General features: G+C 39.9%; 17 protein-coding genes and 1 pseudogene. 15 read left to right on the top strand and 3 right to left on the bottom strand.

The features are described 5' to 3' along the window. Positions 1-111 precede the first annotated feature (111 nt). From L1267_RS18125 to L1267_RS18115, 3 genes are all read left to right on the top strand, one after another. Complete coding sequence (locus L1267_RS18125) at positions 112-2,046, top strand: methyl-accepting chemotaxis protein (protein ID WP_138557770.1); 1,935 nt, start codon at positions 112-114, stop codon at positions 2,044-2,046. A 205-nt stretch (positions 2,047-2,251) separates the two neighbouring features. Next, the gene (locus tag L1267_RS18120) at positions 2,252-3,145 is read left to right on the top strand and encodes a cation diffusion facilitator family transporter (protein ID WP_135926923.1); all 894 of its coding nucleotides are present in this window, start codon (positions 2,252-2,254) and stop codon (positions 3,143-3,145) included. Between the two features lie 95 nt (positions 3,146-3,240). Beyond that, positions 3,241-5,997: a response regulator gene (locus L1267_RS18115; RefSeq protein ID WP_235383702.1), complete on the top strand. Its 2,757-nt coding sequence runs from the start codon at positions 3,241-3,243 to the stop codon at positions 5,995-5,997. Here L1267_RS18115 and L1267_RS18110 read toward each other — a convergent pair. Continuing rightward, positions 5,969-10,501, bottom strand: coding sequence for an EAL domain-containing protein (locus tag L1267_RS18110; RefSeq protein ID WP_235383701.1), 4,533 nt, complete (start codon positions 10,499-10,501; stop codon positions 5,969-5,971). The genes L1267_RS18115 and L1267_RS18110 overlap by 29 nt on opposite strands. Positions 10,502-10,669: 168 nt before the next feature. On the opposite strand from L1267_RS18110, the gene L1267_RS18105 reads away from it, so the two are divergent. The 3 genes from L1267_RS18105 (at position 10,670) to L1267_RS18095 (ending at position 13,266) form a co-directional block, all read left to right on the top strand. Then, positions 10,670-11,224, top strand: a complete 555-nt coding sequence (locus tag L1267_RS18105) for an isochorismatase family protein (RefSeq protein WP_235383700.1) — start codon at positions 10,670-10,672, stop codon at positions 11,222-11,224. A gap of 76 nt (positions 11,225-11,300) precedes the next feature. Next, positions 11,301-12,767, top strand: a complete 1,467-nt coding sequence (locus L1267_RS18100; RefSeq protein WP_135926925.1) for a methyl-accepting chemotaxis protein — start codon at positions 11,301-11,303, stop codon at positions 12,765-12,767. A 13-nt stretch (positions 12,768-12,780) separates the two neighbouring features. Continuing rightward, the gene (locus L1267_RS18095) at positions 12,781-13,266 is read left to right on the top strand and encodes a DUF6436 domain-containing protein (RefSeq protein WP_235383699.1); all 486 of its coding nucleotides are present in this window, start codon (positions 12,781-12,783) and stop codon (positions 13,264-13,266) included. A 121-nt stretch (positions 13,267-13,387) separates the two neighbouring features. Here L1267_RS18095 and L1267_RS18090 read toward each other — a convergent pair whose 3' ends face one another. Next, complete coding sequence (locus L1267_RS18090; protein WP_235383698.1) at positions 13,388-15,661, bottom strand: CHRD domain-containing protein; 2,274 nt, start codon at positions 15,659-15,661, stop codon at positions 13,388-13,390. A 301-nt stretch (positions 15,662-15,962) separates the two neighbouring features. Between L1267_RS18090 and L1267_RS18085 the strand changes: the two genes are divergently transcribed. The 6 genes from L1267_RS18085 to L1267_RS18060 all read left to right on the top strand — a co-directional run bounded on the left by L1267_RS18085 (position 15,963) and on the right by L1267_RS18060 (position 23,228). Continuing rightward, positions 15,963-16,373 (top strand): hypothetical protein, encoded by a 411-nt coding sequence (locus L1267_RS18085; protein ID WP_235383697.1) that lies wholly within the window; start codon positions 15,963-15,965, stop codon positions 16,371-16,373. A gap of 397 nt (positions 16,374-16,770) precedes the next feature. Further along, positions 16,771-16,965 (top strand): (2Fe-2S)-binding protein, encoded by a 195-nt coding sequence (locus L1267_RS18080; RefSeq protein WP_135926929.1) that lies wholly within the window; start codon positions 16,771-16,773, stop codon positions 16,963-16,965. Between the two features lie 155 nt (positions 16,966-17,120). Further along, the gene (locus L1267_RS18075) at positions 17,121-18,650 is read left to right on the top strand and encodes a phospholipase D family protein (protein WP_135926930.1); all 1,530 of its coding nucleotides are present in this window, start codon (positions 17,121-17,123) and stop codon (positions 18,648-18,650) included. Positions 18,651-18,903: 253 nt separating this feature from the next. Beyond that, a complete protein-coding gene (locus L1267_RS18070) occupies positions 18,904-21,159 on the top strand; it encodes an acyl-CoA dehydrogenase (RefSeq protein WP_235383696.1) in 2,256 nt (751 codons plus the stop codon). Between the two features lie 144 nt (positions 21,160-21,303). Continuing rightward, positions 21,304-22,254, top strand: coding sequence for a phosphotransferase (locus L1267_RS18065; RefSeq protein WP_235383695.1), 951 nt, complete (start codon positions 21,304-21,306; stop codon positions 22,252-22,254). A 2-nt stretch (positions 22,255-22,256) separates the two neighbouring features. Continuing rightward, positions 22,257-23,228, top strand: coding sequence for a Gfo/Idh/MocA family protein (locus tag L1267_RS18060; protein ID WP_235383694.1), 972 nt, complete (start codon positions 22,257-22,259; stop codon positions 23,226-23,228). Here L1267_RS18060 and L1267_RS18055 read toward each other — a convergent pair. After that, positions 23,225-24,043, bottom strand: coding sequence for an ABC transporter substrate-binding protein (locus L1267_RS18055; protein ID WP_235383693.1), 819 nt, complete (start codon positions 24,041-24,043; stop codon positions 23,225-23,227). The genes L1267_RS18060 and L1267_RS18055 overlap by 4 nt on opposite strands. Positions 24,044-24,237: 194 nt before the next feature. Here L1267_RS18055 and upp point away from each other — a divergent pair, with 194 nt between their 5' ends. The 3 genes and pseudogenes from upp to L1267_RS18040 form a co-directional block, all read left to right on the top strand. After that, complete coding sequence (upp, locus tag L1267_RS18050; protein WP_135926935.1) at positions 24,238-24,867, top strand: uracil phosphoribosyltransferase; 630 nt, start codon at positions 24,238-24,240, stop codon at positions 24,865-24,867. 9 nt (positions 24,868-24,876) lie between these two features. Then, positions 24,877-26,115 (top strand): uracil-xanthine permease family protein, encoded by a 1,239-nt coding sequence (locus tag L1267_RS18045; protein WP_235383692.1) that lies wholly within the window; start codon positions 24,877-24,879, stop codon positions 26,113-26,115. A gap of 138 nt (positions 26,116-26,253) precedes the next feature. Next, positions 26,254-26,678: pseudogene (locus L1267_RS18040) on the top strand (HAD-IIB family hydrolase); the annotation flags it as partial.

Genomic DNA, 26,678 nt, shown 5'->3' with positions numbered 1-26,678 from the left:
AAAAGCTTAAATTGCAATTGCTTAACATTGACTTGTTATCTAAAATTGCAAATAAGACGCAAGGATGGCCTCTAACCTAAAAATCCACTATTAAAGTATGAGGTTTGCCACATGCGAAATCTATCGCTGCGGACTATTTTTATTAGTTTTGTATTAATTGCACTATTTGTTGTCACTGTGGTTAGTGCTTTAATCAACACCAGCCAATTTTCAGGGCTTTATTATCAACAAACTGAACAACAGCTTCTGCCAGATGCTGTGGGTAAAGTTGCTGCTGAAATTGATGCTCAAATGCGTTACCCCATCTCTGTTTCAAAATCATTGGCAGGAAACCAAATTCTGCATACGTGGATGACCGAAGGTGAGAAAAACTCGCCTATCCATCAACGCGTAATGGCTTACTTTGCTGATTTACAAAAAAAGAGTGGTGCATCATCGGTGTTTTGGGTGAGTAAAAACTCGATGAGTTATTACACACAAGATGGCTTTTTTAAATCAATCTCACAAAGTGAGCCAAGAGACAGTTGGTTTTTTGATTTCATCCGCTCAGATAAACGCCAAGCGCTCGCATTAGATGTCAGTGAACAAGGTGGACACCTGACTCTATATGTAAATACTTTGGTTGAAATAGCAGGGCAACGTCTTGGTGTTGCTGGGCTTGGATATGATATTTCAGATATTTCTAGTATTGTCACGTCGCGCAAAATAGGCGAGCAAGGTTACTTATTTTTAATTGACGATAGTAAGCGCATTATTGCCCATGCAAATGATGCCTACATTGGCAAACCAGTTTCAGATGTAAGTTCATTGAGCACATTGCAGCAGCTAATGAAAAACCAACATGATGGTTTTATATTATCGCAAGTAGAACTGAGTGGTGAAGATGTTTACGCTGGGGTTATGCCAATTGAGGGGACAGGTTTGACCTTAGTTGCGATACAGCCAAAGCAAGAGATTTCCAGTGCGATTAATAAGGTTGTTTGGATATCTATTGTTGTTAGCGTTGTGCTTGCTGTTATCTTTTTGGTACTGACTCTGTATTTTGCGAATTGGTTAAGTAAGAAAATACGCGGTGTGGGAGACGAACTGCTCGGTATGGCCGGCCACGGTGGTGACTTAACAAAGCGTTTGGACGATAGCGTTGATAACGAATTGGGTCATCTTGCTAAGGGATTTAACGCAATTATAGGCAAAGTCGCTGAGCTCGTTGATGAAATCAGTGTTACAGAGCAAGCCATGCGTGAAGGCATTGATGAGCTAGCAAGTTTTGCAAACAAGACATTTACCGCAACTGATGACCAACGAGCCCAGACCGATCAAGTTGCGACAGCTATCACAGAAATGGGACAAACGATCAATGAAGTGTCTGATATCGCCCATCGTACTGCTAACGACACCGAAGAGGCCGTAAAAGAAACCGTTGCAACGAATCAAAGCATGGCTGCGACCGCTCAAACTATGAATGAACTTAACGACATTCTGCTCACGGTTGATAAGAGTATCGGCGAATTTGCCAATCAGGCTGCAGAAATTAACTCAGTTGTTGAAGTGATCAATGCTATTTCGGAACAAACTAATCTGTTGGCGCTCAATGCTGCTATAGAAGCCGCCAGAGCAGGTGAACAGGGGCGTGGTTTTGCTGTTGTTGCAGATGAGGTGCGTTCACTTGCACAACGTACTCAAAAGTCGACATCAGAAATAAGAGAGCAGGTATCACGTTTACAAAGTTCTTCATTGCAATCACAAGAAGCGATAGCTGAAGGTACTCAAAGTAGTCAAAAGGTGACTGAGCTGACACATATTGCAGTGTCTGCGTTGCAATCTATTCAGCAAAAGTTTGAAGTTATTAGTCAAGGTAATCATCAAGTTGCTGCTGCGACTGAGGAGCAGGGCACAGTCGTTGAACATATCAATCAGTCGGCACATGATATTTCAGACAGTGCAACACAAATTCATGATAACGCAGAGCAACAACAACGTGGTACGCAAAGCTTATTATCGCGTGCACAGCACCTTAAAGATTTAGTGAGCCAATTTAAGGTGTGATTTGTCATTGTCATAAGTGTTAACCATTTCGTTGTTAACGCTTTACTCTCTTCTGTAGGTTGAACTCTTTTTAACTTATGAATTGCGCAAATAACTTTCAAAAAGGGCTAAGTACCTAAGTTTTTAGTGCGTTTAAGTGCTTCTCGTATTACAATTGCTACTTTATATCATTTCTTTATACAGCGAATAGGTTTTTCACTTCTTCATGACAGATATTACTACGCACCAAGCATCTAGACGCCGCTTGTTAATTGCCTTAGCAATAACATGCTCGTTTATGGTTATTCAAATCATCGGTGCCTACTTTTCAAACTCGCTTGCTGTACTTGCCGATGCTGGGCATTTATTTGTTCATAACAGCTCTTTATTTATTGCTTTGATCGCTTCAAGCATGGCGATTCATTTTGCAAAAAATTATAACGATGGTTACCAGCGTGCTGAACTGACAGGGGGCCTAATCAATGGCATTTTGTATCTGAGCATTAGTGTGATCATCTTATTTGAAGGGGGAGAGCGGTTTTTACACCATTCTGATGGACATGATTTACAGATTAATAGCTATTTAATGTCTGTGATTTCAGCGATTGGCTTCTTATTTCATGGTGCTGCTGCATGGGTTCTGTATAAAGGACGTAAAGCCAGTATTAATGTGTATGCGGTATTTTTGCACTCATTTTTTGACTTAATCTCTACAGTTTCTACTTTCTTTGCAGGTATTTTAATTCATTTAACTGGCTGGCCTGAAATCGATATCATCTCAAGTATGTTGATCGCTTCCTTTGTTTTGTTCACGGGAGTAAAAGTAATTACCCGCTGTATCAAAGGACTTATGGAAAACAAAAGTAAACTTCCAGATGTATCAGAGATAGAGCAAAGTATTGCCTCAGTTGAGCATGTACAAAATGTTCATAATGTTACAGTGGTACGCCATGACAAAGACATCGTGGTTGGTGCGCACGTGGTCTTAAAGCGCCATTGTACTGTTGAAAAGCATGATGAGGCGTGTCGCTTAAAAATTGAGACGCTCCTACGTGTGCGCTTTAATATCGAAAAAAGTGTTTTGCAGGTAGAAAGTCATGAATGTCACCATGTTAATTAAATTGGTAAAATGTTAATTTTTCTTTTAAGTTAAAGGTAGAACATATTAGTGGAATAGCGCCTTTGCTTAAAAATAAACCAGTATATTTTAACTTTATGACTGCGGTGCTTTTAGGATGCATCGCAGGTGTTGTTAATTTACTGCCTATTTGGTTTCTAGATAGCTCTGAATTTTTACTCGGTCAGCTTTTCGTTATCTTAAGCTTATTGCTTTTAGGCTGGCGATTTGCAGTTATCACCTTTATTTTGAGCACTGGATTTATCTTTTATCGATGGGGTCATGCATGGCCGTCCATTGTTTTTGCACTCGAATTAATTTATCTGCAGATAGTTTGTTTATCTAAAGCAAAGCCGGTTTTTCTCAGAGGGATGATGTTTTGGTTTGCTTTAGGGTTACCTGCATTGTGGGCCTTTGGGCACTTCTTCTTAGCTCTTCCTATTCTAACTATCGCAATTGCGTTGGCTAAATATTGCTTAAATGCCGCGATTTATCTTTCGGTTATCGACTTATTAAGTTTCTTTTTCAGCCGTTACTCTTGGCATAAACATTACTCGTCTCTTTATAAAATTTTAAATTACGTTGTTACCCTACTCGTTGTGTTAGTTGTTATTTTGACCTCAATAGTATTAACCAACAATCACTATGCACGGATTGAGTATGAGATAAATGCCCAATTAAAAGAAAAAGCTAAGGAGATCACACGTAATATTGATGCGCATCTTGATCATCACAAGAAGGGGGTTGTTCTAACTGCAAAAAGTATTGCTAGTGGTGTTCCTAAGCAAATTGCCCTCGAAAACATGGCGCATTTATACCCTGGTTTTAGGACACAAATCATCGTTGATGCGCTTGCTGATGTTACACATTTTTATCCTAAGTCATTAGCTGTCAGCCTACAGCAATCTAATATTCGCGCCAATGTTGCAGATAGAGACTATTTCATTAACGCCCCTAACAATCACAACGGCTACATATCAACAATCTTTAAAGGCCGGGGATTTGGCTCTTTACCTATAGTGGCTGTATCTGCGCCAATATACACCGATGGGATGTTTTCTGGTGTTGTAGAAGGTTCACTGATGTTTGATTATTTTGCTGGCTTGCGACCAAGTTTGTTTACGCACGAAGGTGAGTTATTAATACTTGATGCATCAAACAAGGTTGTTTATAGCACTTTAGATGATTTTACTGAGCTACAGCAACTGACAACTGATGAACTAACAACCTTTTACGATGATACACGCTTTAAAATGTTTAATATTGAAAATGAGCAACAATTTTATGCTCGTGAGGCGCGTTCAAGTGAGCATAATTGGTTGGTTGTAACCATGCTTAATCGTCGTTATGCAAATGACGTTGCGGTCAGTGCATGGGGGCAATCTATTGTGATGATTATTTTTATTATCTTACTGACCAGTATTTTCATCACTCAACTTAGCCGCTGGCTTACTACGCCAATATTAAAGTTGGCAGAGCAAATAGATAAGTTTGATCCTGAAAATGCAATTACCAAAGCTCACTTACCCGAAACATGGTTAGAAGTAAGTCGATTGCAGGCTCAGTTTTCGAGTTTGGCAAATAAGCTTGCCTTGAGCTTTAGTCGCTTACATCACGCTAATCACGAAAATGAACAGCTTAATAATAAATTACAAGACTTTAACGCCAAACTCGAGCAGCAAGTAAATGATAAAACGAATGAGCTTGTTGAAGCGGTAAGGCTTGCCAATCAGGCTAATAGAACTAAGTCACAGTTTTTAGCAAATATGAGTCATGAAATACGTACCCCACTCAACGGCATTTTAGGGATGACGCAACTGTTGTTAGATAACCAAACCTTACCTGAGACTGAGCGTGAAGAGTTGGCGATGATACATCAAAGTGCTAGTAATTTACTGCTGATTTTAAATGACATTTTAGACTTTTCAAAAATTGAAGCTGGGGCGCTTAAATTAGAGTATCGGGCTGTTGAAATCAAAGCTTTGCTTAGTCAACTCGCCAAGGTGTTTAGCAATACAAGTGTTAAGCCGACAGTAAAGTTCAGCTTGTCTATTGCAGACGACATTCCAAATTATATTAGTTTAGATCCATTAAGGTTTAGCCAAGTCGTTAATAATATTTTGAGTAATGCGGGTAAGTTTACAGAAACTGGTGAAATTTCATTAAACTGTACTATTGAAGAGCCGTATTTAGTTATTCGAGTGCGTGATACCGGTATTGGTATTTCAGCTGAGCAGCAAGCTAAACTATTTAATGAATTTACCCAAGCAGATATTTCAACTACCCGTAAATACGGTGGAACGGGTTTAGGCTTAACAATCAGCCAGCGTATTGTGGAGTTGATGAGCGGTACGTTATCACTGGAAAGTCAACAAGGCCAAGGTAGTGAATTTACAATTAAAGTGCCTATTGTGCAAAGTGACGCAAAAGTAATGCAAAGCCAAAATGTACAAAAACCTGATTTAAAAGGGATCCAAGTTTTAATTGTTGAAGATAATCCTATAAATCAAATTGTCCTTAAAAAAATGATGTTAGATACCTCGTGTTCATTGCATCAAGCTAATGATGGTATTGAAGCGCTTGCGCACTTAGAAAAGTCTGATGTAGATATCATTCTAATGGATTGTCAGATGCCAAATATGGATGGTTACCAATGTACTCAAAAAATAAAACAAAACCCTGAACGTTATGGTGATGCAGTCATTATTGCTATCACTGCAAATGCGTTTGAAGAAGATCAAAAGCGTTGCTTGGTCGCGGGAATGGATGACTTTATATCTAAACCAATAAACAAAGATGAGCTTTATCAGTGTTTAAATAAGTGGCTTACAACTCGTTTAAACGATCTACAATAGCTTGAATGGTACTTTCTTTGATTAGATCTTCAGCTTCCATTGGCTTTGCAAAGTAATAGCCTTGTAAATCATCACAACCCATATTGCGTAAAAAGTTAATCTGCTCAAGTGTTTCAACACCTTCGGCGATACAATACAAGCCTAGGTTCACGGATAAGGCGTGAATGGTCTTAATGATTGATTCATTACTGTTATCAGAACCAATGTTACGTACGAAACTTTGGTCAATTTTTATGACATCTATCGGGAATTGGTTTAAATAGGTTAGTGACGAGTAACCAGTTCCGAAGTCATCAAGTAACAACTTAAAGCCTGCATTTTTGAGTTTTTGCAGTTGTTTTGATGCTTTGTCTTTGTCTTCGAGTAGCGTGTTTTCTGTGATTTCAAGACGCAGCTGAATAGGTTTAACTAGATGATTGTTGAGGATCATTAGCAAACGTTCAGTTAAGTTTGACTTTAGAATATGGGTGGGCGACAAGTTCAAAGACAAGTAAAATTTTGGGTTGGCACGCAGTATAGGTTTTAGCTCTGTCAGTGCTCGGTCAAGTGCTTGCTCGGTCATTAAATCAATCAAACCAATTTCTTCGGCAATAGGAATGAACTCTGCAGGAGACACATAACCTTGTACGGTCTTCCAGCGCATTAGAAGTTCTGCACCATTAATGGTTTTCGTGTTTGCATTGACAATAGGTTGATAATTGTTGAATAAAATATCGTCTTTGAATGCGTCTTTTAACGCATTTTCTAGCAATAACTTTTTAGTTAACTGGTTATTCATTTGCTCAGTAAAGTATTTAAAGTTATTTCTGCCAGATTGTTTGGCATGCATCATAGCAATATCTGAATTTCGAATGAGATCATCTGCTGTTTTTGCATCGAATGGGTAAAGTGCTACGCCGATACTTGCTGATATATTGATAGAAAAATCATCAATGATTACTTTATTGGCAAGCTCTTTGGTGAGCTTTTTAACTAGCTCACTCAATGCTTGAGGAGATTGTAAATCTTTAACAAGCACTAAAAATTCGTCACCACTTTGACGGCCAACGAGCGCACTTTGTGGCAGTATCTGTTTAACTCGTTGTGTTACATTACATAACAGTTGGTCGCCGACAGCATGACCAAATGAGTCATTTACAGGTTTAAATTTATCTAAATCAATGAATAACAAAGCGGCTAACTTATTGTGCTTTTTAGCGCGATTAATGCTGCTATTGATTTTTGCATACATTAAGGTACGGTTTGGTAGCCCAGTCAAAGAGTCGTAATTTGCTAAATATCTTAACTCATCCTCAGCGCGTTTTTGTTCCGTTAAGTCAGAAATCACGATGACGTAATAGTTAATCGTTTGACTGTCTTTAGCAACCGCTGTGACACTAATATGCACCGGGTGCGAAGCATTTTTTAAGGTGCGAATAAAGGCTTCTGTTTTCCAGTTTTGCTTGGGTTTGAGTGTTTTTAAAATACTTACATATTCAAAGTATTTAGTTCGACCTATCGCGTTGATAAAGTCTCTCGTTGTTAAGTCAGCAATATTTGCTGGTGTTGCAAATGCTTCGCTAAAACTGGCGTTTGCAGAAAAAGGCATGAGTGTATTATCTAAAATAAGCAGCCAATCATTAATTTGACTAAAGGCTTCCCCAAGTACACTTGCTTGCTGGGCATTAGCTCTTTGTTCGGTGATATTAGTGTAAAAGCCCGCAACCTTTAAGGGGCCGCCTGTCTCATTCGTTTCTACTACCCGGCCAACATCTTCATACCAAAGCCAATCGCCATTATTATGTTTTAAACGATAGGTAATATTCCACTGTTGTTTGTTGGCTTCTTTTAAGAACAACTGCCATTTATTGATAACATAATTGCGATCGTGTGGGTGAATTAAGGCAATAAAGTCTTTAATCGCTATGCGGTCTTTGAACTCATTATAGCCAAGTTCAGCCGAAAAACGGTTGGTGTAGAGTATGTCATTGTCTAGATTGATCTCCCATACGCCACTTTTGTTACTGCTTAAGGCAAGCTCTGTTTGTTGTTGTGATTTTAAAACCTCAACATGAGCACGACTGATCGCTTGTTGGCGAGCTCGATATTGCCAAAAGATGATCAGTAATATTGTAAAAATAATTACGCCATATGAGGTCTTTGCTATGGGGGATGTCCAAGGGGCGTGAGCGACATTAAAGCGCAGTTGCCTTGTTGCTGAAATAGCCTCACTCATTTCTGATGAAGACGAAATCGATAAAACGTAATCACCGGGAGGTAATTTTGTGAAGAAAACTTCATTGGTCTTTAATTTATCGTATTGCAACGATGTTGGGCCATCCAGCGTAACCTTATACAGTGTCTTATCTTTATTAATGGTATCAAAATTAGAAAAACTCACACCTAAGCCCATATCTTCTGAGGTGATCTGCAATGGTGAGTTTACATACTTGTAAGGATGATAATTGAGCTCTCGCGATAGTAATGATACATCCGTTATTTCGGTCGTGATGTTACCTATTTCTACAGCAGGTGATAAGAAGTCTTCGGGAGCTGCGATAAGTACACCACGGGTAGAGCCAAAAGCAATCTCACCGTTATCAAAAGTCGTATCTGCGTCGAAATTAAATTCATTAACAGCCAGACCATCTCTTATAAAATAGCTATCGAGCGCAAGTGAGCTCAAATCTAAACGATATAGACCATTTTGTGTACTCATCCATAAAAAGCCGAAACGATCAATTTGAAGACCGAATACTGATTTAGCTTTTAAACCTGATTGACGATTAATGCGGTGTTTTATTTCGTATGTATCTGCATCAATACCTATTAACCCTTCATCAGAAGAGGCGAGCCAAAGTATATTGTTATAATCAATCACCCAATCATGGATAGTCGCAAAAGCTAATGGGTTAAAGTTTGTAGCCTCGTAGACAAGCGTGAGCTTTTGCGTGCTTTCATTATACCTAAACAGCTTACTAGACATACTGATTAGGTACTCGTCAGGGTGAGTTGATAGAGGTTTTAAAAAAGTGTAAGTGTTCGCGGCCTCTAGCTGTTCTTTTAATCCTTTTATAGGGCTAAGTTCACCTGACTTACCATTGTATTTGTAAAAATTTTCTTCATCTACAAATGCAAACTGGTCTGGTCCCATGGTATGAAAACCCCAATTAGGCGTTTTGGTAAGCGTCTCGATTGTTTCTGGGTCACCGTTTAGTTGCACAAGCTTGCCTGTTTGTTTATCAAATAGGCCAAGCCCTATGTACTTCATTAACCATAAAAAGCGGTTATTGCCATTAAGTTCGGCTTTAGCTATTCCATAAATCCCATGTTCACCATGGAAAGCTTTTTCATCATTGCTTACTAAATAGGGCGTTAGCTCTTTGTTGTTTTGGTTATACTTTATAAGGCCATTATCAGTGCCTATCCACAACACATCATCTTCTTGTAATACGGTCCATACATTATTGTTATAGCTATATTGAGGTGTTTTTAACTCAATATGCTTAAACCGCCTTGCTAGTGTTGACCATGTAAACACCCCTTGCGAGCGCGAAGCAAGCCAAAGCAAGCCAGTTTTATCAACCATAACATCAGGTATGGTGTTATCAGTCATCAAAAACTTACTTTGGTCGAAGCTTAGGATAAAGTCGATAGCTAAAGATTCACGGTTGAACTCATACAATCCTTTTTCGGTGACAATATATTCACCAAATGAACTTGCAGAATAGTCCCAGATATTTAACTGAGGAATTAAGAGATTGACCTTTTCAAATGCAAGTAAACGATTAGCGTTAAAGGGAATATCATACATTCCTTCAACTGTACCAACGAGTAAGCCTAGTTGAGGGTCAACATGAAGAAGTTTGACGTTTCTATTATCTTCGGTGATATTTTTTTTCTCGGTGAGCGGGATATGAGAAACATGGTCATCCGCTAAATTTTTAGAAAAGAGCCCCGTCGATGTCCCTATGTATAAAAAGCTATCGTAAATTGTTAGTGCACGAACAATATGTTCTTCTTTATTGATTGAAAACTCATGTAAAAACTTTTTCGACTGCTTATTGTAAGAGTAAACGTGCTGAGAGATTGCAAAATAATAAAAATTATCATCTTCTGTGATAGATAAAATCGGTGAAAAGTAGGGATCTTCTGGATTGAGTTTGCCTGAATATATTTTTTCGACTTTTAGAGTCTTTGGATCAATAAAAAACGCCCCAGAAAACTCCGTACTCACAAATATTTTACCGTTTTGTGTTTTGGCTAGAAATGTAATTTGGCGTTGATCGAGAATATACTCACCAGCAAAAGAGCTTACTTTATAGCCATCATAACGGTTTAAACCTTGATAAGTACCAATCCATATAAAGCCCAGATCATCTTGAACAATTTTAGTTACGCTACCTTGTGTTAGGCCTTCATCGGTAGAAATGCGTTGGATTTGCAGTGCATAGTTTTGTGCCAACGCAGTGGGAATGAGCGCGGAAAAGACAAATAAGAAAACAAAAAGAAAACGTTTAGGCACTGACTGATTAACCCTAAATTAGTGTTTGCGCATAATTTTTAACAAAATATAGCACAATTATGAACGTAATTTATGGTTCTGAAAAGATAATTTAGTAACAATGTCTGCTTAGTTCATATTTAGAAAGCTATGCTATAACTTTAATAATTATCATAGTTTGAGGAAGTAATGCGCCATTCATATATATGCCAACAAAGCCAAGCAATGCTGCTGATCATTGATGAGCAAGCTGGATTAGCCCCTGTTATTGACGATTTTACTAATGTTGTACAACACACAGCTACCTTGTTAAATAGTGCTAAGTTACTGGCGATCCCCTATTTATTTACAGAACAAAATCCTTCGAAATTAGGCCATACCAGTGAAGAACTCGTGCCGTTTATTACAGCAGAAAATTGTTACCATAAAATTCATTTTAGCGCCTGTTTAGAAAATGATTTTAACCACAAGTTAGCTGACTATAAACGAGCTCAGGTAGTAGTCACAGGAACTGAAGCACATGTGTGTGTGTTGCAAACATGTTTAGACTTGCTGGCTGCAGGCTTTCAAGTATTCGTTGTTGAAGATGCCATTGCTTCTCGAAATCAAAACCATAAAAAGCTAGCTATTAAGCAGCTATCTGCAGCGGGTGCTATTATTACTTGTACAGAGAGTGTGATATTTCAATGGCTAGAAAAAGCAGGGACCGATCAATTTAGAGCATTATTGCAATTAATAAAGTGAACCGTTATGCGTATCAAGCCGTATTGGCTCGATTAATTGTGTTTTTGTAAATTATTTAATAATTAAGGCTTTAACTATGACGAGTGTGCGCCGCCTTTTTACTTATTTGTTCCTGTTGTTGTTTATTGAATCTTTGGTTTTAGGTTTTGTTTATTCGACGCTAATAACGGGTGTGGTCACAGGCCTATTACTGCTGTCTTTACCACTTTGGATGCTCTATCAATATCCAACGAGCAAATTAACAGCTCATGTAGTCGCTGCCGGTTGCATGATGTTTTCGTTTTTACACATCCAACAAAGCTACGGCCTCATTGAAGTTCACTTTGAAATATTTATTTTAATGGCAGTATTGATCATGTTTGTTGAATGGCGCGTGTTTATTACAGCGCTTGTCTTTGTTGCCGTTCACCATTTGAGCTTTTACTTTTTACAGATAAACGAGTCTGGTTTTTATGTTTTCGATCCAGACAGGCTGTATTTTAGCACTGTACTTATTCATGCTGTGTATGCCATCGTTGAAGCATTTGTGGCAGGTTATATTGCCAAAACTTTGCATCTGGAGAGAAGCTCGGGTCTTTCTTTAAGCGATACAACAGAACAAATTATGGCTGATGAAAACCGTATAAATATTAGCCTAAGAGCAGATGAGCGCCATAGTAAAGCTGTGGCGGGTTTTAATCGCTTACTTGGCTTTTTATCTCGGGTTGTGGGGGATGTGAAAAGTCAAACTAATGTTCTTAAAAATCAATCTAAACAATTGCTTGAGGTTCATGATGAGCTGCATGAGCAAGCCGTGTTACGTGAGCAGTTGTCTATAGATATTGCACAATCAGGCGAGCGTGTTGCTGAAGGCTTTGCCCATGTTGAACACGAAAGTAATGAATTACAAATGCAATTTGAGCAGTTGCATGTTAGTGCCGCAGACGCATTAAATGAAGTTGCAAATACCGATACCAAAGCAGCAGAGTTGGCAAGCAACTTACAAGAAGCTGATCAGAATATTTCTCAGTTAGTGAATGCTTGTAGTCATATTTCTGAACTCCTTAATGAGATTTCATCAATTGCTGAGCAAACTAACTTACTTGCGCTAAATGCAGCTATTGAAGCTGCGCGTGCTGGTGAACAAGGCCGCGGCTTTGCTGTAGTGGCTGATGAAGTCAGAAACCTGGCAACGCGCAGTAAACATACCACCGATAAAATAACCAATACGCTCGAAAGCTTGATGCAAAACAGTGCTTCATCAACTAAATCAATGCAAGGCAGTGTGGCGTTAATTGAGCAATTGTCAGCGATAAGCTCACAGATGAAACTACAAATTACTGAAATGACAGAGCAAGTTAACCTTGCTGCAAACAGCTCTCAATCGGTTGCGCATGTAGTACAGAGCCAAGCGGGAAATACACGTGCCATTGCCGAGAATTCACAAGCATTAATTGCCAACCAAGCCAAAGACAACCTGATGATCGAAAAGCTTACCGAACGCGTGCAACTCATTGATGAAAGTATTGATGTGATGGAGCAGGGTATTGCCAAATTCAAGTAGCAAGAGAGTGATTGTGGCAATCCTAGTTTGGATTGCCTTGGTTGTAGCTGCTTTATCGATTGCCTACTCTCAACAAATCACACTTTTTGACCCAGATAGAAAACTAGCAAAGCCAAATTGGCTGTCATTATTTCAAACCTCCATGGGGCTTAGCTCAAAGAACAGCAATACCTTATATATTATTGATGATAATAGCTGTGTCTGTTCAGCTCGCTCCCAAGCCCATATTGCTAGCCTTACAGATTATGCTACTGAACAAGATGTTAAAGTTATAAAGCTTAAACCAACCTCAGCAGTGGCGGCACTATTACCCGCTTACCCGGCTGCTGTACTAATTTCGGAAAATCAACAACTTGTATACGCAGGTCCATTGTCAAAAGGACTAGCGTGTTCAAGCTTAGATGGCTTTGTCGAGTTAGTAATTGCAAACTTACGTGCTGGGTTTAATAGTCGGTTTATTAATTCAGATGCCGAGGGGTGTTATTGTGAGATTAGGTAGCAAGAAAATTACACATTCGCTATTTACAATAAAGTTGAAAGTATAATTTTAATTATAGGGTCTAATTTTCGCTTAATTAGATAAAGAGGCCAATTAACTATTGGCCTCTGTAACACGGGAATTATTGAATTTGGCCTCTTATCTCTCCATTTGGATTAGCAGGAGTATGTACATTTACATAATGACCTCCTGAAGCGAGAACAGAGAAAATTTCAGCATTAATCATTAAGCCTGTAGTGCTCATCCAGCGATTCATATCATCATTGTCTTGCTCAAGAGGAGCTAGCACAGGGCCATTTTCACCTGCAAAACCGGTATGAATGTGCGCAGCGCTCGCATCGCTTACTCCTGATGTAAGTACTTGCAATTCAACGCTGTAATCATTGGTGTTTACTAATGCATAGCCATCGCCAGAGGCATCTGTTGTCACCGCAGGAACTTGTTGTTCACCACTTAGTGGGAAGGTCACGAATACATAGTTATCGGTAAGGATTTGGCCTCGCAGTTCACCACTTGGGTTAGCAGGCGTATGCACATTAACGTAATGGCCACCTGATGCGAGTATTGCGAAAATGTCGGCATTGATCATGGTGTTTTCAGGTGTTTGCCACAGATTTGTATTCTCGCTTGACTGCTCTAGCGCAGCAAGTACATCACCATTCATACCGATACGGCCAGTGTGAATGTGTGCAGCAGTAGCATCACTAACACCTTCAGTTAATGCTCTTAATTCTAGATGGTAATTATCCATGTTCACTAATGCATAACCACTGCCTGATGCCATAGTGTCGACAGCAGGAACTTCTTGCATTCCACTGAGTGGGAAAGTAACAAGCTGATAGTTGTCTGTTAGGATCTGGCCTCTAATTTCGCCACCTGGGTTAGCTGGCGTATGAACATTAATATAATGGCCACCTGAAGCAAGTACTGCGAAAATATCAGCATTAATTTGCGTGTTTTCCGGTGTCATCCACATTCCTGTGTCAGTACTTGATTGCTCAAGCGCAACTAATACATCGCCATTTGTGCCAATCCGGCCTGTATGAATGTGAGCGCCTGTTGCATCATCAACGCCCATGGTGCTAACACGTAGTTCTAAGCCGTAATTATCCATGTTAATTAATGCATAAGCTTCGCCGCTAGCGTTACTCATAACGGCAGGTACCTCTTGCTTACCGCTAAGTTTAAAGGTTGTGAAGATATAATTGCTGGTAAGAATTTGTCCGCGAAGCTCGCCACCAGGGTTACCCGGAGTATGGACATTCACGTAATGGCCTCCAGAAGCCAGTACTGCAAAAATATCAGCATTGATTTGAGTATTGCTTGGCGTCATCCACACGTTGCTGTCGTCCATTGATTGTTCAAGAGCGACTAATACATCGCCATTTGTACCAATACGACCTGTATGAATGTGCGCAGCGCTGGCATCGTCTAGGCCTGAAGTTACAACAGTAAGCTCGACACTGTAGTCGGTAGTATCAACTAATGCATAGCCATCACCACTTGCCATTGTGTTAACCATTGGTACTTCTTGATTGCCACTTAAAGCGAATGTAGCAACAGCGTAGTTATCCGTTAGGATCTGGCCGCGGATTTCACCACCGGCATACTCCGGCGTATGAACGTTGACATAATGACCACCATCTAAAAGGATTGCTAGGGTATCACTATCGATTGTTGTACCTTCTGGGACTACCCAATCTGTCATTACTTCATCATCTTGCTCTAGAGCAACAAAAACATCACCATTTGAACCTAATTTTCCAGTGTGGATATGAGCCGCCGTTGCGTCATCAACACCCATAGTCACTGCACGAAGGCGCAATTCTGTTGTGACACTGTCGTAAGACGCATAGCCATAACCCATTGCGTCGCTGTCGTTCATAGGTACTTGTTGTTCGCCATTTAAAACAAAGGTGATGATACTGGTTGTATCAGGCACAATTTGCGCACGTAATTCACCATTAGCATACTGCTCAGTGTGTAGATTTATATACCAATCGCCATCCATCAAATCAGCGATTAAGCTTTCATCAAGGTCAGTAATTGCGACTTCATACATACCATCGGTGGTGGCTTCAAATGTGAATGCAACATCGCCATTAGCACCTAAGTCGCCGTCATGTATATGTGCTGCGCTAAAGCCCTCGACTGAGCTTGCGTCAAGTGTTGCGCGAAATTGCATTAAACTTTCGTCAAGCTCTACTGTTGCAGTTGCTGTTTGCATTGAGTTATTCATCGGCACTTCTTGCTTGCCGCTCAATGTAACGGAGTAGGTCATACTTGGGCTGAATTCTTGAACTGGGGGTGGAGTAACCACTTCGGTTTTTTCGTCGTCATCATCGCTGCATGCTGTGATAAATAGCAAGCTTGTTGCCAAGAGTAAGTATTTCATCGTTCTGCCTTATATATTTGTATGTTCGGACGTTACGACGTGTCCATCACAACAAAGTGAACGAGGGAGATTTGAAAAGCGATCACAAAAGGTTATTAAAAAGTTATCAAATAGTAATTTATAACTAGTTTTTGCAATTAACTAAATTATGCTTTGGGGAAACAAGTACAAGGTGAGTGCTTGAGTATGCTTTAAGACTTTAAATAGAAAGATTTGGATGCTTAATAGGTACGTTTTGTGCATTAATTTCTTTTTAAACAGCACAGCTTAAAAGTGTCAAAAAAATAACCTTAGGAATATCATGCAAGTTACTCCATTTTCATCTTCTGTATTGTCAGACCCTGTGGGTCAGAAAAATAAAAATGATCTAAATCTAAACACCAATAATGCAACAAACAGCTATGCCAAAAATAATGAGCAAAATAACAATGTAGATTCTGACACAGAGACAAAACCAGATACCCCACTCACTCAGCAAGAGTTAGTTGCTAAGATTAAAGAACTGCAAAATAAAATTAATATTGTAGAGACAAATGAAGAGTTAACGCCTGAGCAGCGTGAAGTGCAACTAAAAGAATTAAATGAGCAGTTAGACGATGAGGTTAATGCTGTTCAGCGAGCAGTGAAAAGCAATGTTTCTTCGATGATCAATTCACTATTTTCAATGCCTAGCAATAATCACTCAGGTATGCTTTTCAATAACAAGGCATAAAGTGTAATTAGAGGGACTCTTTTGCGGTTTAAAGTTTGGGTAAGTAGTGCAAAATTGCCGCAGGCTTTAATAGCTAAATTATTAAGCCTGTTAATTTGGGGTTACTGAAAAATCATTAACTTTAGTTATGCTTTTGGTGCGGTCGTCTTAAGTAGCTACTTGCCCACATTACTGACAAACAACAACTAGCAAATTAGATCTTACAAAAAAATTTAAAAATTTTTCTTTCCCCGCCTTTGACTAACCGTCCATAACATAAGGGGAAATTTTTATGCGTGTGCCATTTAGACAGTTCTGGTTCAAAAGTTATGTAAATATTGTCTATAACACTATTGCGAACTATTACCGTTTAGATTAATATGCATTCCATCAACAGAAATGAGAGTGGTTTGCATTCATGTATATTTGCCTTTGCCATGGTGTAACTGACAAAAAAATTGAACAAACAATTGATGATGGCGCGATGACTATGCGTGAATTATCAAAAGAGCTGCAGGTGGGTACCCAGTGCGGCAAGTGTTGTGGTTGTTGTAAAAAAATTCTCAATCGTAAACTAATCGAAATTGCTGATATTACTGAGCAAGTAGCTTAATCTATTTGCTCTTAAAGCCGTTAAAACCTTTTTATTACTACTTTTTACTTCTTTATCCCTCCATATTAGTTTTTATTTGCTTTTAATCCGTTCATTTATTAGGGTAATAGTATAACGATCACGTGTATCTCACGTTAAATCAATGGTAGGAAGCCATGATACTAGACTCTTCAAAACTCCTTTTTTGTGTATTATTTTTGTATATTTCTGGTTGCGCACAATTACCTTCAAGAGAGTCTATTCAACCAAGTTATGCCATTGCAGCAGATACACCCAGTACTATAGGAGATGCGGTGGGTAATAATCATCCTGGATTATCTGGTTTTTATCCTCTAGCAGATGGGGTCGATGCCTTTGTAGCTAGATTGGCACTTATTGATTCTGCAGAGCACACCATTGATGTGCAGTACTATTTATACCACAGACAGCAAACCACTATATTATTTACGGCTTTTTTATTAAAAGCTGCGGAGCGTGGGGTAAGAGTACGTTTACTACTCGATGATTTATCGCAAGCAGATAGTGAATTAGACCTCGCTGCACTGGCTGTTCATCCTAATATTGAAGTTCGTTTATTTAATCCCTTTCCTAACCGTCGTTTTAAAGCGCTTGGCTTTCTAAGTAATTACAGTCAACTGTCAAGACGAATGCATAATAAGAGTTTTATTGTTGATAATCGGATTTTTATCACTGGTGGCCGAAATATTGGCAATGCTTATTTTTCGGCAGAAGATCATTCTGAATTTATTGATTTAGATGTCATGAGTGCTGGAGAGATTGTTCCAGAGGCATCAAAAGCCTTTGATTTGTATTGGAATCATCAACTTTCTTACCCTGTTGAAGAGTTACATGGTTCACGAGATGAGCAATCTTTGGTTGATATTACAAACACACTTTCAAGCTATGTTGAGCAAAACCAGCAAAGTAATTATGTTGAACAATTACGTGAAAGTGAGTTTGTAAAACGGCTTCAAAATGATGATATTAAGTTTGATTGGCAAAAATCTGTGCTGTTTTACGACCATCCCGATAAAGTGATGAATGATGTCAATGAGCGCTCTGCAAACATGTCACCACTATTATTTAAAGAAATGGGTGAGCCCAAGCACAGAGCAATTATAATTTCACCGTATTTTATTCCTCGCGATTCAGGTGTGAAACTGTTAACAAACTGGGCTCAAAAAGGTATTGATGTCACTATTTTAACGAATTCTTTAGCTGCTACGGATGTATCCGCGGTGCATGCCGGTTATAAAAAATACCGAGAAGATCTCATCAAGGCTGGGGTAAAGCTTTGGGAATTAAAACCCAGTGATCTAATGGCTATTAAGCGCAAAGCAGGGCGCAAAGTTACAGGGTCATCGCAAGCAAGCCTACACGCAAAAACCATGACCTTTGATGATGAAAGGATTTTTGTGGGCACCATGAACCTTGACCCTCGCTCACTTGATTTAAATACCGAGATGGGAGTGTTAATCGAAAGCGAAAAGCTTAGTCGCTTTTTAGCCCATTGGGTTGATACGCAAATGCCCGAATATGCCTGGAAAGTTGAACTTAAAGATGATGACTTAGTTTGGCTCGACACAGTAAGTAATGAGCAGTTTGATGAAGAACCACAAACATCATCTTGGCGGCGTTTTCAGGTTTGGTTTATTTCGCTATTCCCCATAGAAGATGAGCTCTAAATCATTCACTCAGTATTTGTATCTAAGCCCAACTTTTTAGTTGGGCTTTTTGTTCTCAGTCTTTAGTTGTTAGCTATTTCGGGATAAAAAATTGCAATTGAGCGTACACGTGTAAACCCATTGTATTCAAGTGCTTAGCATACAAAGAAAAAATAAATATAAAAAAATGTTAAAAAAACTGGTTGGACCAATTGATCTATTGCTCATTTTGTGACGTAATGTAGGTATTACTATCTGGTCGGATGAGTTTATTATGAGCTTACGTACAAAATTAAAAAAAGTATTACCTAGTATTTCAATTACAGAACAAGAAGCGTTAGATGCGGGTGATGTTTGGTTAGAAGGTTCAATCTACCAAGGTAAACCTGACTTCGATGCACTTCGTGACGTGCCAGCAGCTAAGCTGAGCGCTGAAGAACAGGCATTCTTAGATGGCCCAGTTAAAGAATTATTATCAATGATTGATGATTCTGAAATTCAAAATGGTGTACATCTTCCTGACTACATTCTTGATTTCTTGAAAAAAGAGCGCTTTTTCTCGCTTATCATCCCTAAATCATTCGGCGGTTTAGAGTTCAGCCCTTATGCAAACTCTACTATTGTTGCGACTATTGCGACTAAGAGTTCTGCGGTTGCGGTAACCGTGATGGTTCCTAACTCTCTAGGCCCAGGTGAGCTATTACTACACTTCGGTACTAAAGAACAGCAAGATCACTACTTACCACGCCTTGCAAATGGTCGTGATATTCCATGTTTCGCGCTTACTAGCCCAGAAGCGGGTTCAGATGCGGGTGGTATTCCAGATATCGGTGTTGTTAAACGTGGTCAATTCAATGGCGAAGAAGTTTTAGGTTTAGAAATTACTTGGGACAAACGCTACATCACACTAGCACCTATTGCGACAGTATTAGGTTTAGCATTTAAAGTGGTTGACCCTGATGGTTTACTAGGTGGTAAAGAAAACCTAGGTATTACCTGTGCGCTTATTCCTAAAGATCACCCAGGTGTTCAGCTTGGTAATCGTCATGACCCTATGGGTATTCGTTTTTACAACGGTACGACACGCGGTGAAAAAGTATTTGTACCAATGGACTTCATCATTGGTGGTCAAAAGAACATCGGTCGTGGCTGGCAAATGCTGGTTAGCTGTTTAGGTGCAGGCCGTGGTATCTCGTTACCGGCACTAGGTGTTAGTTCATCACAAGTGGCATTTAAAGGTGCTTCTGAGTACGCAGCTGTGCGTGAGCAGTTTGGTTTGGCGATTGGTCAATTCGAAGGTATTCAAGAGAAGCTTGCTGATATCGCAGGTAAAACTTACCTTCAAGAAGCAATGCGTGTATTAACAACAGAAGGTTTAGGCATGGGCTTAAAACCATCTGTAGTCACTGCGATTGCTAAATACCACATGACAGAAATTGGCCGTAACGTGCTTGATTCAGCAATGGATATTCAAGCAGGTAAAGCGATTCAAAATGGTCCGCAAAATACATTAGCAAGTGGTTATGTTGCTCAACCTATCGCAATCACGGTTGAAGGTGCAAACATTCTTACTCGTAACCTAATGATTTTTGGTCAAGGTGTAATGCGTTGTCACCCTTACCTGCAATCTATGGTTGAGTCTATCCACAGCGAAGACAAAAATGCAGACAAAGAATTCAACAGTATCTTACGTAAAACAGTGGGCTACAGCGTAGCTAACAGCTTACGAGCTTTCCGTTTAGGTGTATTACCGTTTACTGCGGGTGCTAAATCGTCACTACCAGAAGTACGTGAATACGAAAAAGCAGCGCACAAACTATCTGCAAAACTTGCAGTTTACGCTGACTTCTCGTTATTGGTACTGGGCGGCAAACTTAAGCAAGCAGAAATGTTATCTGCACGTTTAGGTGACGTAATGAGCTTCTTGTATGCGGCGATGGCATCGATTAAATACTACGAGCAAAAAGTAGCAAGCAGTGAACGTGAGCAAGCTGCGCCTTACTTCCACTATGCGACTCGCTTTGCACTACAAAGCGCTGAAGAAGCACTGCATAAGTTCCTAGATAACTTCCCTGCAAGTGGTACTCGTAAGTTTATGCGTTTCATTACTATGAACTACTCAAAGAAAATGCCTAAGATCAGCGATGATTTAATCCTTGAACTTGCGACTCAAGCGCAAATGGATACGGCATTTAAAGCGCAAATCACTCACTTGGTTAATCCAATTGAAGGTGATGGTCATTACATCAATGAGCAAGCGTACAAAGCGAAAATGGCGTGTCTTGATTTACTTGCAAAAGTTAAAAAAGCACTGCGTGCTAAAACTATCAAGCCGGGCGTTCGTTTTGCAGAAACTCTTGATAATGCACTTGTTGCAAGTGTTATCAACGAAGAAGAGTATGCAAAACTGATTGACTACAACAAGAAACGTGAGAAAGCGATTCGTGTTGATGAGTTCGATTTTGATATGAACTTACTGGATGACAATGCAAAGCCAGTTAACCCACTTAAAAGTGTGGTAAACGAGTAATTCAACAATGCAAGTCCTTAGCAGTATTAGGACTTTATCTTCGAAAACCCGTGTTTAGCACGGGTTTTTTATTGCCTATAGGCCGTTGTGCCAGTAGCTAATTTCACCTACCATTGCCATTCGTTTTTTAAATCATAGAGCGTTATGGATCTTAGGCAATTTGTTACTTCTCACTTTTCAAACATTACAGAGCTACAGCAAGCGGCATCAGTATGGAGCGGATGCGGTGAGATTATTCGTTGCCAAATGAATGGTGCTGCTACGGTAATTAAAGCGATTGAAGTGCCTAGCCAGATTAATCATAGTCGTATAAAACAAAGTGATTTTGCACTTGCCAGAAAGCGCCAATCTTACTTAGTCGAATTTAACTGGTATCGGCATTATTCTAATCAATTACCCCATGAAGCTGCAACAATCCACTGTGTTGATGCAATACAAGAGGGCACTAAGCAAGCGTTATTATTTAGTGATTTCGTAGCACATGGTTACCAGCAAGCACATGCTACACACAGCCACATTCAAGCAATTATAAACTGGCTTGCACATTTTCATGCTTTTCATTTAGCAAGCTCATCCGAGGGACTTTGGCCTCGAGGTAGTTATTGGCATTTAGCAACACGGCCAGATGAGTTACAGCGTATGAGCGATTTAAGCTTAAAAGCGCAGGCGCAACCTATTGATACTGCGCTGAGTGAGTCACCTTACCAAACGTTAATTCATGGTGATGCTAAGCTTGCCAACTTTGCGATTGCGCCACAAAACCAACATGTTCTTGGCTATGATTTTCAATATGTTGGCAAGGGTGTTGGGGTGATTGATCTGATGTATTTTTTAGGCAGTTGTTTAGATGATACAGCATTAAAATCAGTTGCAGATGATTATTTAAATCGTTATTTTGACACTCTTACCCTAGCACTAAAACGCTTTCAACCGAGTATAAATCCTGTGCATGTTGTTAGTAGTTGGCGAGCGCTATGGTGTTACGCATGGAGTGATTTTTATCGTTTTTTAGCAGGTTGGAGCCCAACTCATGCAAAAATAAATGGCTACATGCAGCAGCAATTTGCAACGTACTTAACAAATACAAAGGAATAACAATGAATAAGCCAATGCGATTTGCCATTATTGGCTGTGGTGCTGTAACCGAAGTGAAAAGCGGCCCAGCTTATCAACAAGCAGAAGGTATTGCGCTTATTGGAGTGACACGCCGCGACCTAGAAAAAGCCCATGATTATGCTAAACGCCATAATGTAGCAAAGGTGTACACTTCGCCAAGTGAACTAATAAACGATAACAGTGTTGATGCAGTGTATATCGCCACGCCGCCAGATAGCCATAAAGCGTTTGCTCTTGAAGTGGCAGCGGCAGGTAAACCTTGTTGTATAGAAAAGCCACTTGCGCCAAGTTATCAAGATAGCCTTGACATTGTCGCAGCGTTTAAAGAAGCTAAACAGCCGCTGTTTGTGGCTTATTATCGTCGTTCGTTACCGCGCTTTAATCAAGTTAAACAGTTACTTGAACAAGGTGCCATTGGTAAGCCGCGTCATGTAAGTTGGCATTTAAGTAAGTCGCCGAATCCCCTAGATTTATCGGGAGAGTATAATTGGCGTACCGATCAAACAGTAGCACGAGGCGGTTACTTTGACGATTTAGCCAGCCATGGCCTTGATTTACTTGCCTACCTTTTAGGTGATTTTAATAAGGTGCATGGTTTATGTGCCAATCAACAAGGCTTATATTCTGCATTCGATGCCATAACCGCGCACTGGCAGCATCAATCTGGTGTTACAGGCACCGGAAGCTGGAACTTTGCCTCAGCAAATCGTTTTGATGATGTAATGATTTATGGCAGTGAAGGCGAGCTTAGCTTTAGTGTATTTGATGAAAAGCCCATTGTGCTTAACAACGCAAAGGGAACACAACAGTTTGTAATTGATAACCCAGCACACATTCAACAATATCATGTTGAAAACATGGCGAATTATTTTTATGCCCAGCAACCACACCCATCAACTGGTGAAACTGCACTACATACAAGCTGGGTTATGGAGCAGATTTTATCGGCTTAGTGCTCAAACGCTGCATTGAAGGCATTTACAATTTGTGTGTTTTCACCTTCGTGAAATAGCGCCATTAAACGCTGAGTAATTAATGTGCGTACCTTTTCGGTTTTAAGTGCTTTGTCGAACAGTGCTACGGCTTGTTTGCCGACCTCTGTCGGTGAACAGGCAATATAACCAAACAACGCGGCTTTTTCTGGCTTAAGGCTGATATAGCGAATGTGACTTAGACCCGGTGCTCGCTTATAGCGATTGTTAAATACAGTTTGGTATTCTAAAACTGCATCAATTTTATTTTGAAATAGCATCTGACCAAGCCGAGGTGCATTGGTTGCCCCTTCTAACATAAAAAAGTGCTCATCATCTAAGCGTATAAAGTTATCAATTTCTTCTGAATATGAGCGGCCCTTGATGATGCCTATTGTTAAATTGAAGTCATTAATAGCTTGTAGCAGGGTAATGGAATCAGGGATCTTTGGCTTGTTGAATACCACCAATTTGTTAGCAGGAAAAGCCATCAGAGGGTATTGACTAAATACGGCTTGGGCCTCACGGTCAGGGGTTTTTAATTTATTGTATAAGCAAACATTATTCATTTTGCTCAACTGCTGCCATTCTCTTAACCGACTTGCCGGTATAAAGTGCAGGCTGATTTCATCACCTAACTCAGCGGCAGCAGCAAGTAAAAACGTAGTGGCTTCATTTTCTGGATTGCCGCCATCTTGGGGGATAAAGTCAGCCATCATCTGAATATTGAGTGTTTCACTGTGGGTTGGTAAGGAAATGCAACAAAATAGTATTAAGGTAAATGTGAGTGTTTTCATTACAGCTTAACCCAAAAAATAATTAAATCTTAAATATTGACCGTACGTGTTGTTGCAAAAAAATTAAAATTTGCACACAGCTGTTTAATTTTAGACCAGTTGTTCGAATTAATGCAGTAAGTATGCAATTTTTGCAGTCGAGTAGACTATTTTGCGCTAAAATAGGCGTAATTTATTTCATTTAGGTTCTACTTATGTCTATCCATGTTATTACTCATCCGTTAGTTCAACACAAACTTGGCCTTATGCGCGCACAAGGTATTAGCACAAAAAGTTTCCGTGAGCTGGCGTCTGAAGTAGGTACTTTGCTTACATACGAAGCAACAAAAAACCTACCATTAGAAAGCGTGCAGATCACTGGATGGGATGGTTCAAACCTCAATGTAGAGCACATTAAAGGTAAAAAAATTACTGTTGTGCCGATTCTACGTGCCGGCCTTGGTATGATGGATGGCGTTATGCAATTATTACCTGCTGCAAAAGTAAGTGTTGTAGGTTTGCAGCGTAACGAAGAAACATTGGAGCCAGTGCCATACTTTGAAAAACTGGTTGGTAAAATTGATGAGCGTTTAAGCCTTGTTATTGACCCAATGCTGGCAACGGGTGGTTCAATGATCGCCACAATCGATATGCTGAAAAAAGCAGGCTGTAAAGATATTAAAGTGATTGTACTAGTGGCAGCACCTGAAGGTGTAGAAAAAACCCTTGAGGCGCACCCAGATGTTGAAATCTTCACGGCATCACTAGATAGTCACTTAAACGAAAAAGGCTATATCATCCCAGGCTTAGGAGATGCCGGTGACAAGATCTTTGGTACAGTGTAAGGCGTGCACGTGGAAAATCATCAAACATTTTCGTTAAAAACAATTCTAACCGGCGCGCAAATGCTGTTTGTTGCATTTGGCGCACTGGTACTTGTGCCGTTACTGACAGGCCTTGATCCCAATGTGGCTTTATTTACCGCAGGCCTAGGAACCTTGCTGTTTCATGTGGTTACCAAAGGCCAAGTTCCTATCTTTTTAGCATCGTCTTTTGCTTTTATTGCACCTATTATCGCCTCAGTACAAATGTGGGGTATTCCTGCAACTATGGGCGGTTTAATGATGGCAGGCTTTTGCTATTTTGCACTTAGCTTGATTGTAAAATTTAAAGGCGTGAATGCACTGCATAAAGTGTTACCGCCTGTGGTTGTTGGCCCAGTCATTATGGTGATTGGTTTAGCCTTAGCGCCCGTTGCTGTGAATATGGCAATGGGTAAAGCAGGGGATGGCAGTGCGCAACTAGTTCCTTATGAACAAGCTATCTGGGTGTCTGGTTTATCATTATTGGTTACGCTGATTTTTGCGGTATGGGGTAAAGGTGTATTTAAACTTATTCCTATTCTTGCTGGTGTTGTAGCAGGTTACCTTGCTTCGTTATTTATAGGTATTGTGGAATTTAATGCGGTTACTGAAGCTCGCTGGTTTGCTGTACCTGCATTTACTTACCCTGAGTTTAAGTGGCAAGCTATTTTATTTATGGTGCCTGTGGCCATTGCGCCAGCTATAGAACATATTGGCGACATGATGGCAATTAGCCAAGTCACGGGTAAAGACTATTTAAAGAAACCGGGCTTACATCGCACTTTATTGGGTGATGGTTTAGCAACCTCAGCGGCATCGGTTTTTGGTGGTCCACCTAATACAACCTACTCTGAAGTAACGGGGGCGGTCATGCTTACGCGTAACTTCAACCCTCGAGTGATGCTTTGGACTGCTATCATCGCGATTGTGCTCGCATTTGTGGCAAAAATGGGTGCGGGTTTACAAACTATTCCGGTTCCTGTGATGGGCGGCATCATGATTTTACTATTTGGCTCAATTGCCGTTGTAGGCTTAAATACTTTAGTAAAATCAGGTGAAGACCTTACCGCGCCTCGCAACTTGACTATCATCGCACTGATTTTAGTGTTTGGTATTGGTGGCATGCACCTCGGCGGTGACGAGTTTAGTTTGCAAGGTGTGAGCTTATGCGCAATTTTAGGGATTATCTTAAATGCTGTCCTCCCCAAAGCAGTGCAACAAGTTGATTAGAACTTAAAAACTGCTTAAATATTGCACCAAAAAAGCGCGTTAAATACGCGCTTTTTTTGTAACTATATAAAAAATAACGAGTTATAAAACTGGTCTACTAACTGCATTTATCTCTATGTCATACTGGTAGGAGCGATTATGCAAGAGGCAAATGTTGTGGATATTACCCCGTTTTTAGCGAAACATCAGTTACCACTCAAGTATCAATACTTAAGTGAGCAGTTTTTTATACCCCTCGCGCAAGATATTTTGAGCGCAAAAATGACCGGTCAATCTATGCTGGTGGCTATCAACGGCTGCCAAGGCTCAGGAAAAACAACCCTCGCTGATTTTTTAGTGACTTGGGTTAATAGCAATACTGAATTTAACAGTGTGTCATTATCAATCGATGACTTTTATTTAAGTCGTGATGCACGCACTGAGTTTGCTAAAGATGTTCATCCCTTGTTTGCCAGTCGTGGTGTACCAGGTACGCATGATACGCAATTAATGGAGCAAACCTTATCGGCCTTGTTGGCAGGTAAAGTGGATGTGCCATTACCTCAATTTGATAAGCTAACCGA

Source organism: Pseudoalteromonas sp. OFAV1 (assembly GCF_021532595.1).
GTDB classification, from domain to species: domain Bacteria; phylum Pseudomonadota; class Gammaproteobacteria; order Enterobacterales; family Alteromonadaceae; genus Pseudoalteromonas; species Pseudoalteromonas lipolytica_C.
This window is presented reverse-complemented; position numbering and strand designations above follow the sequence as displayed.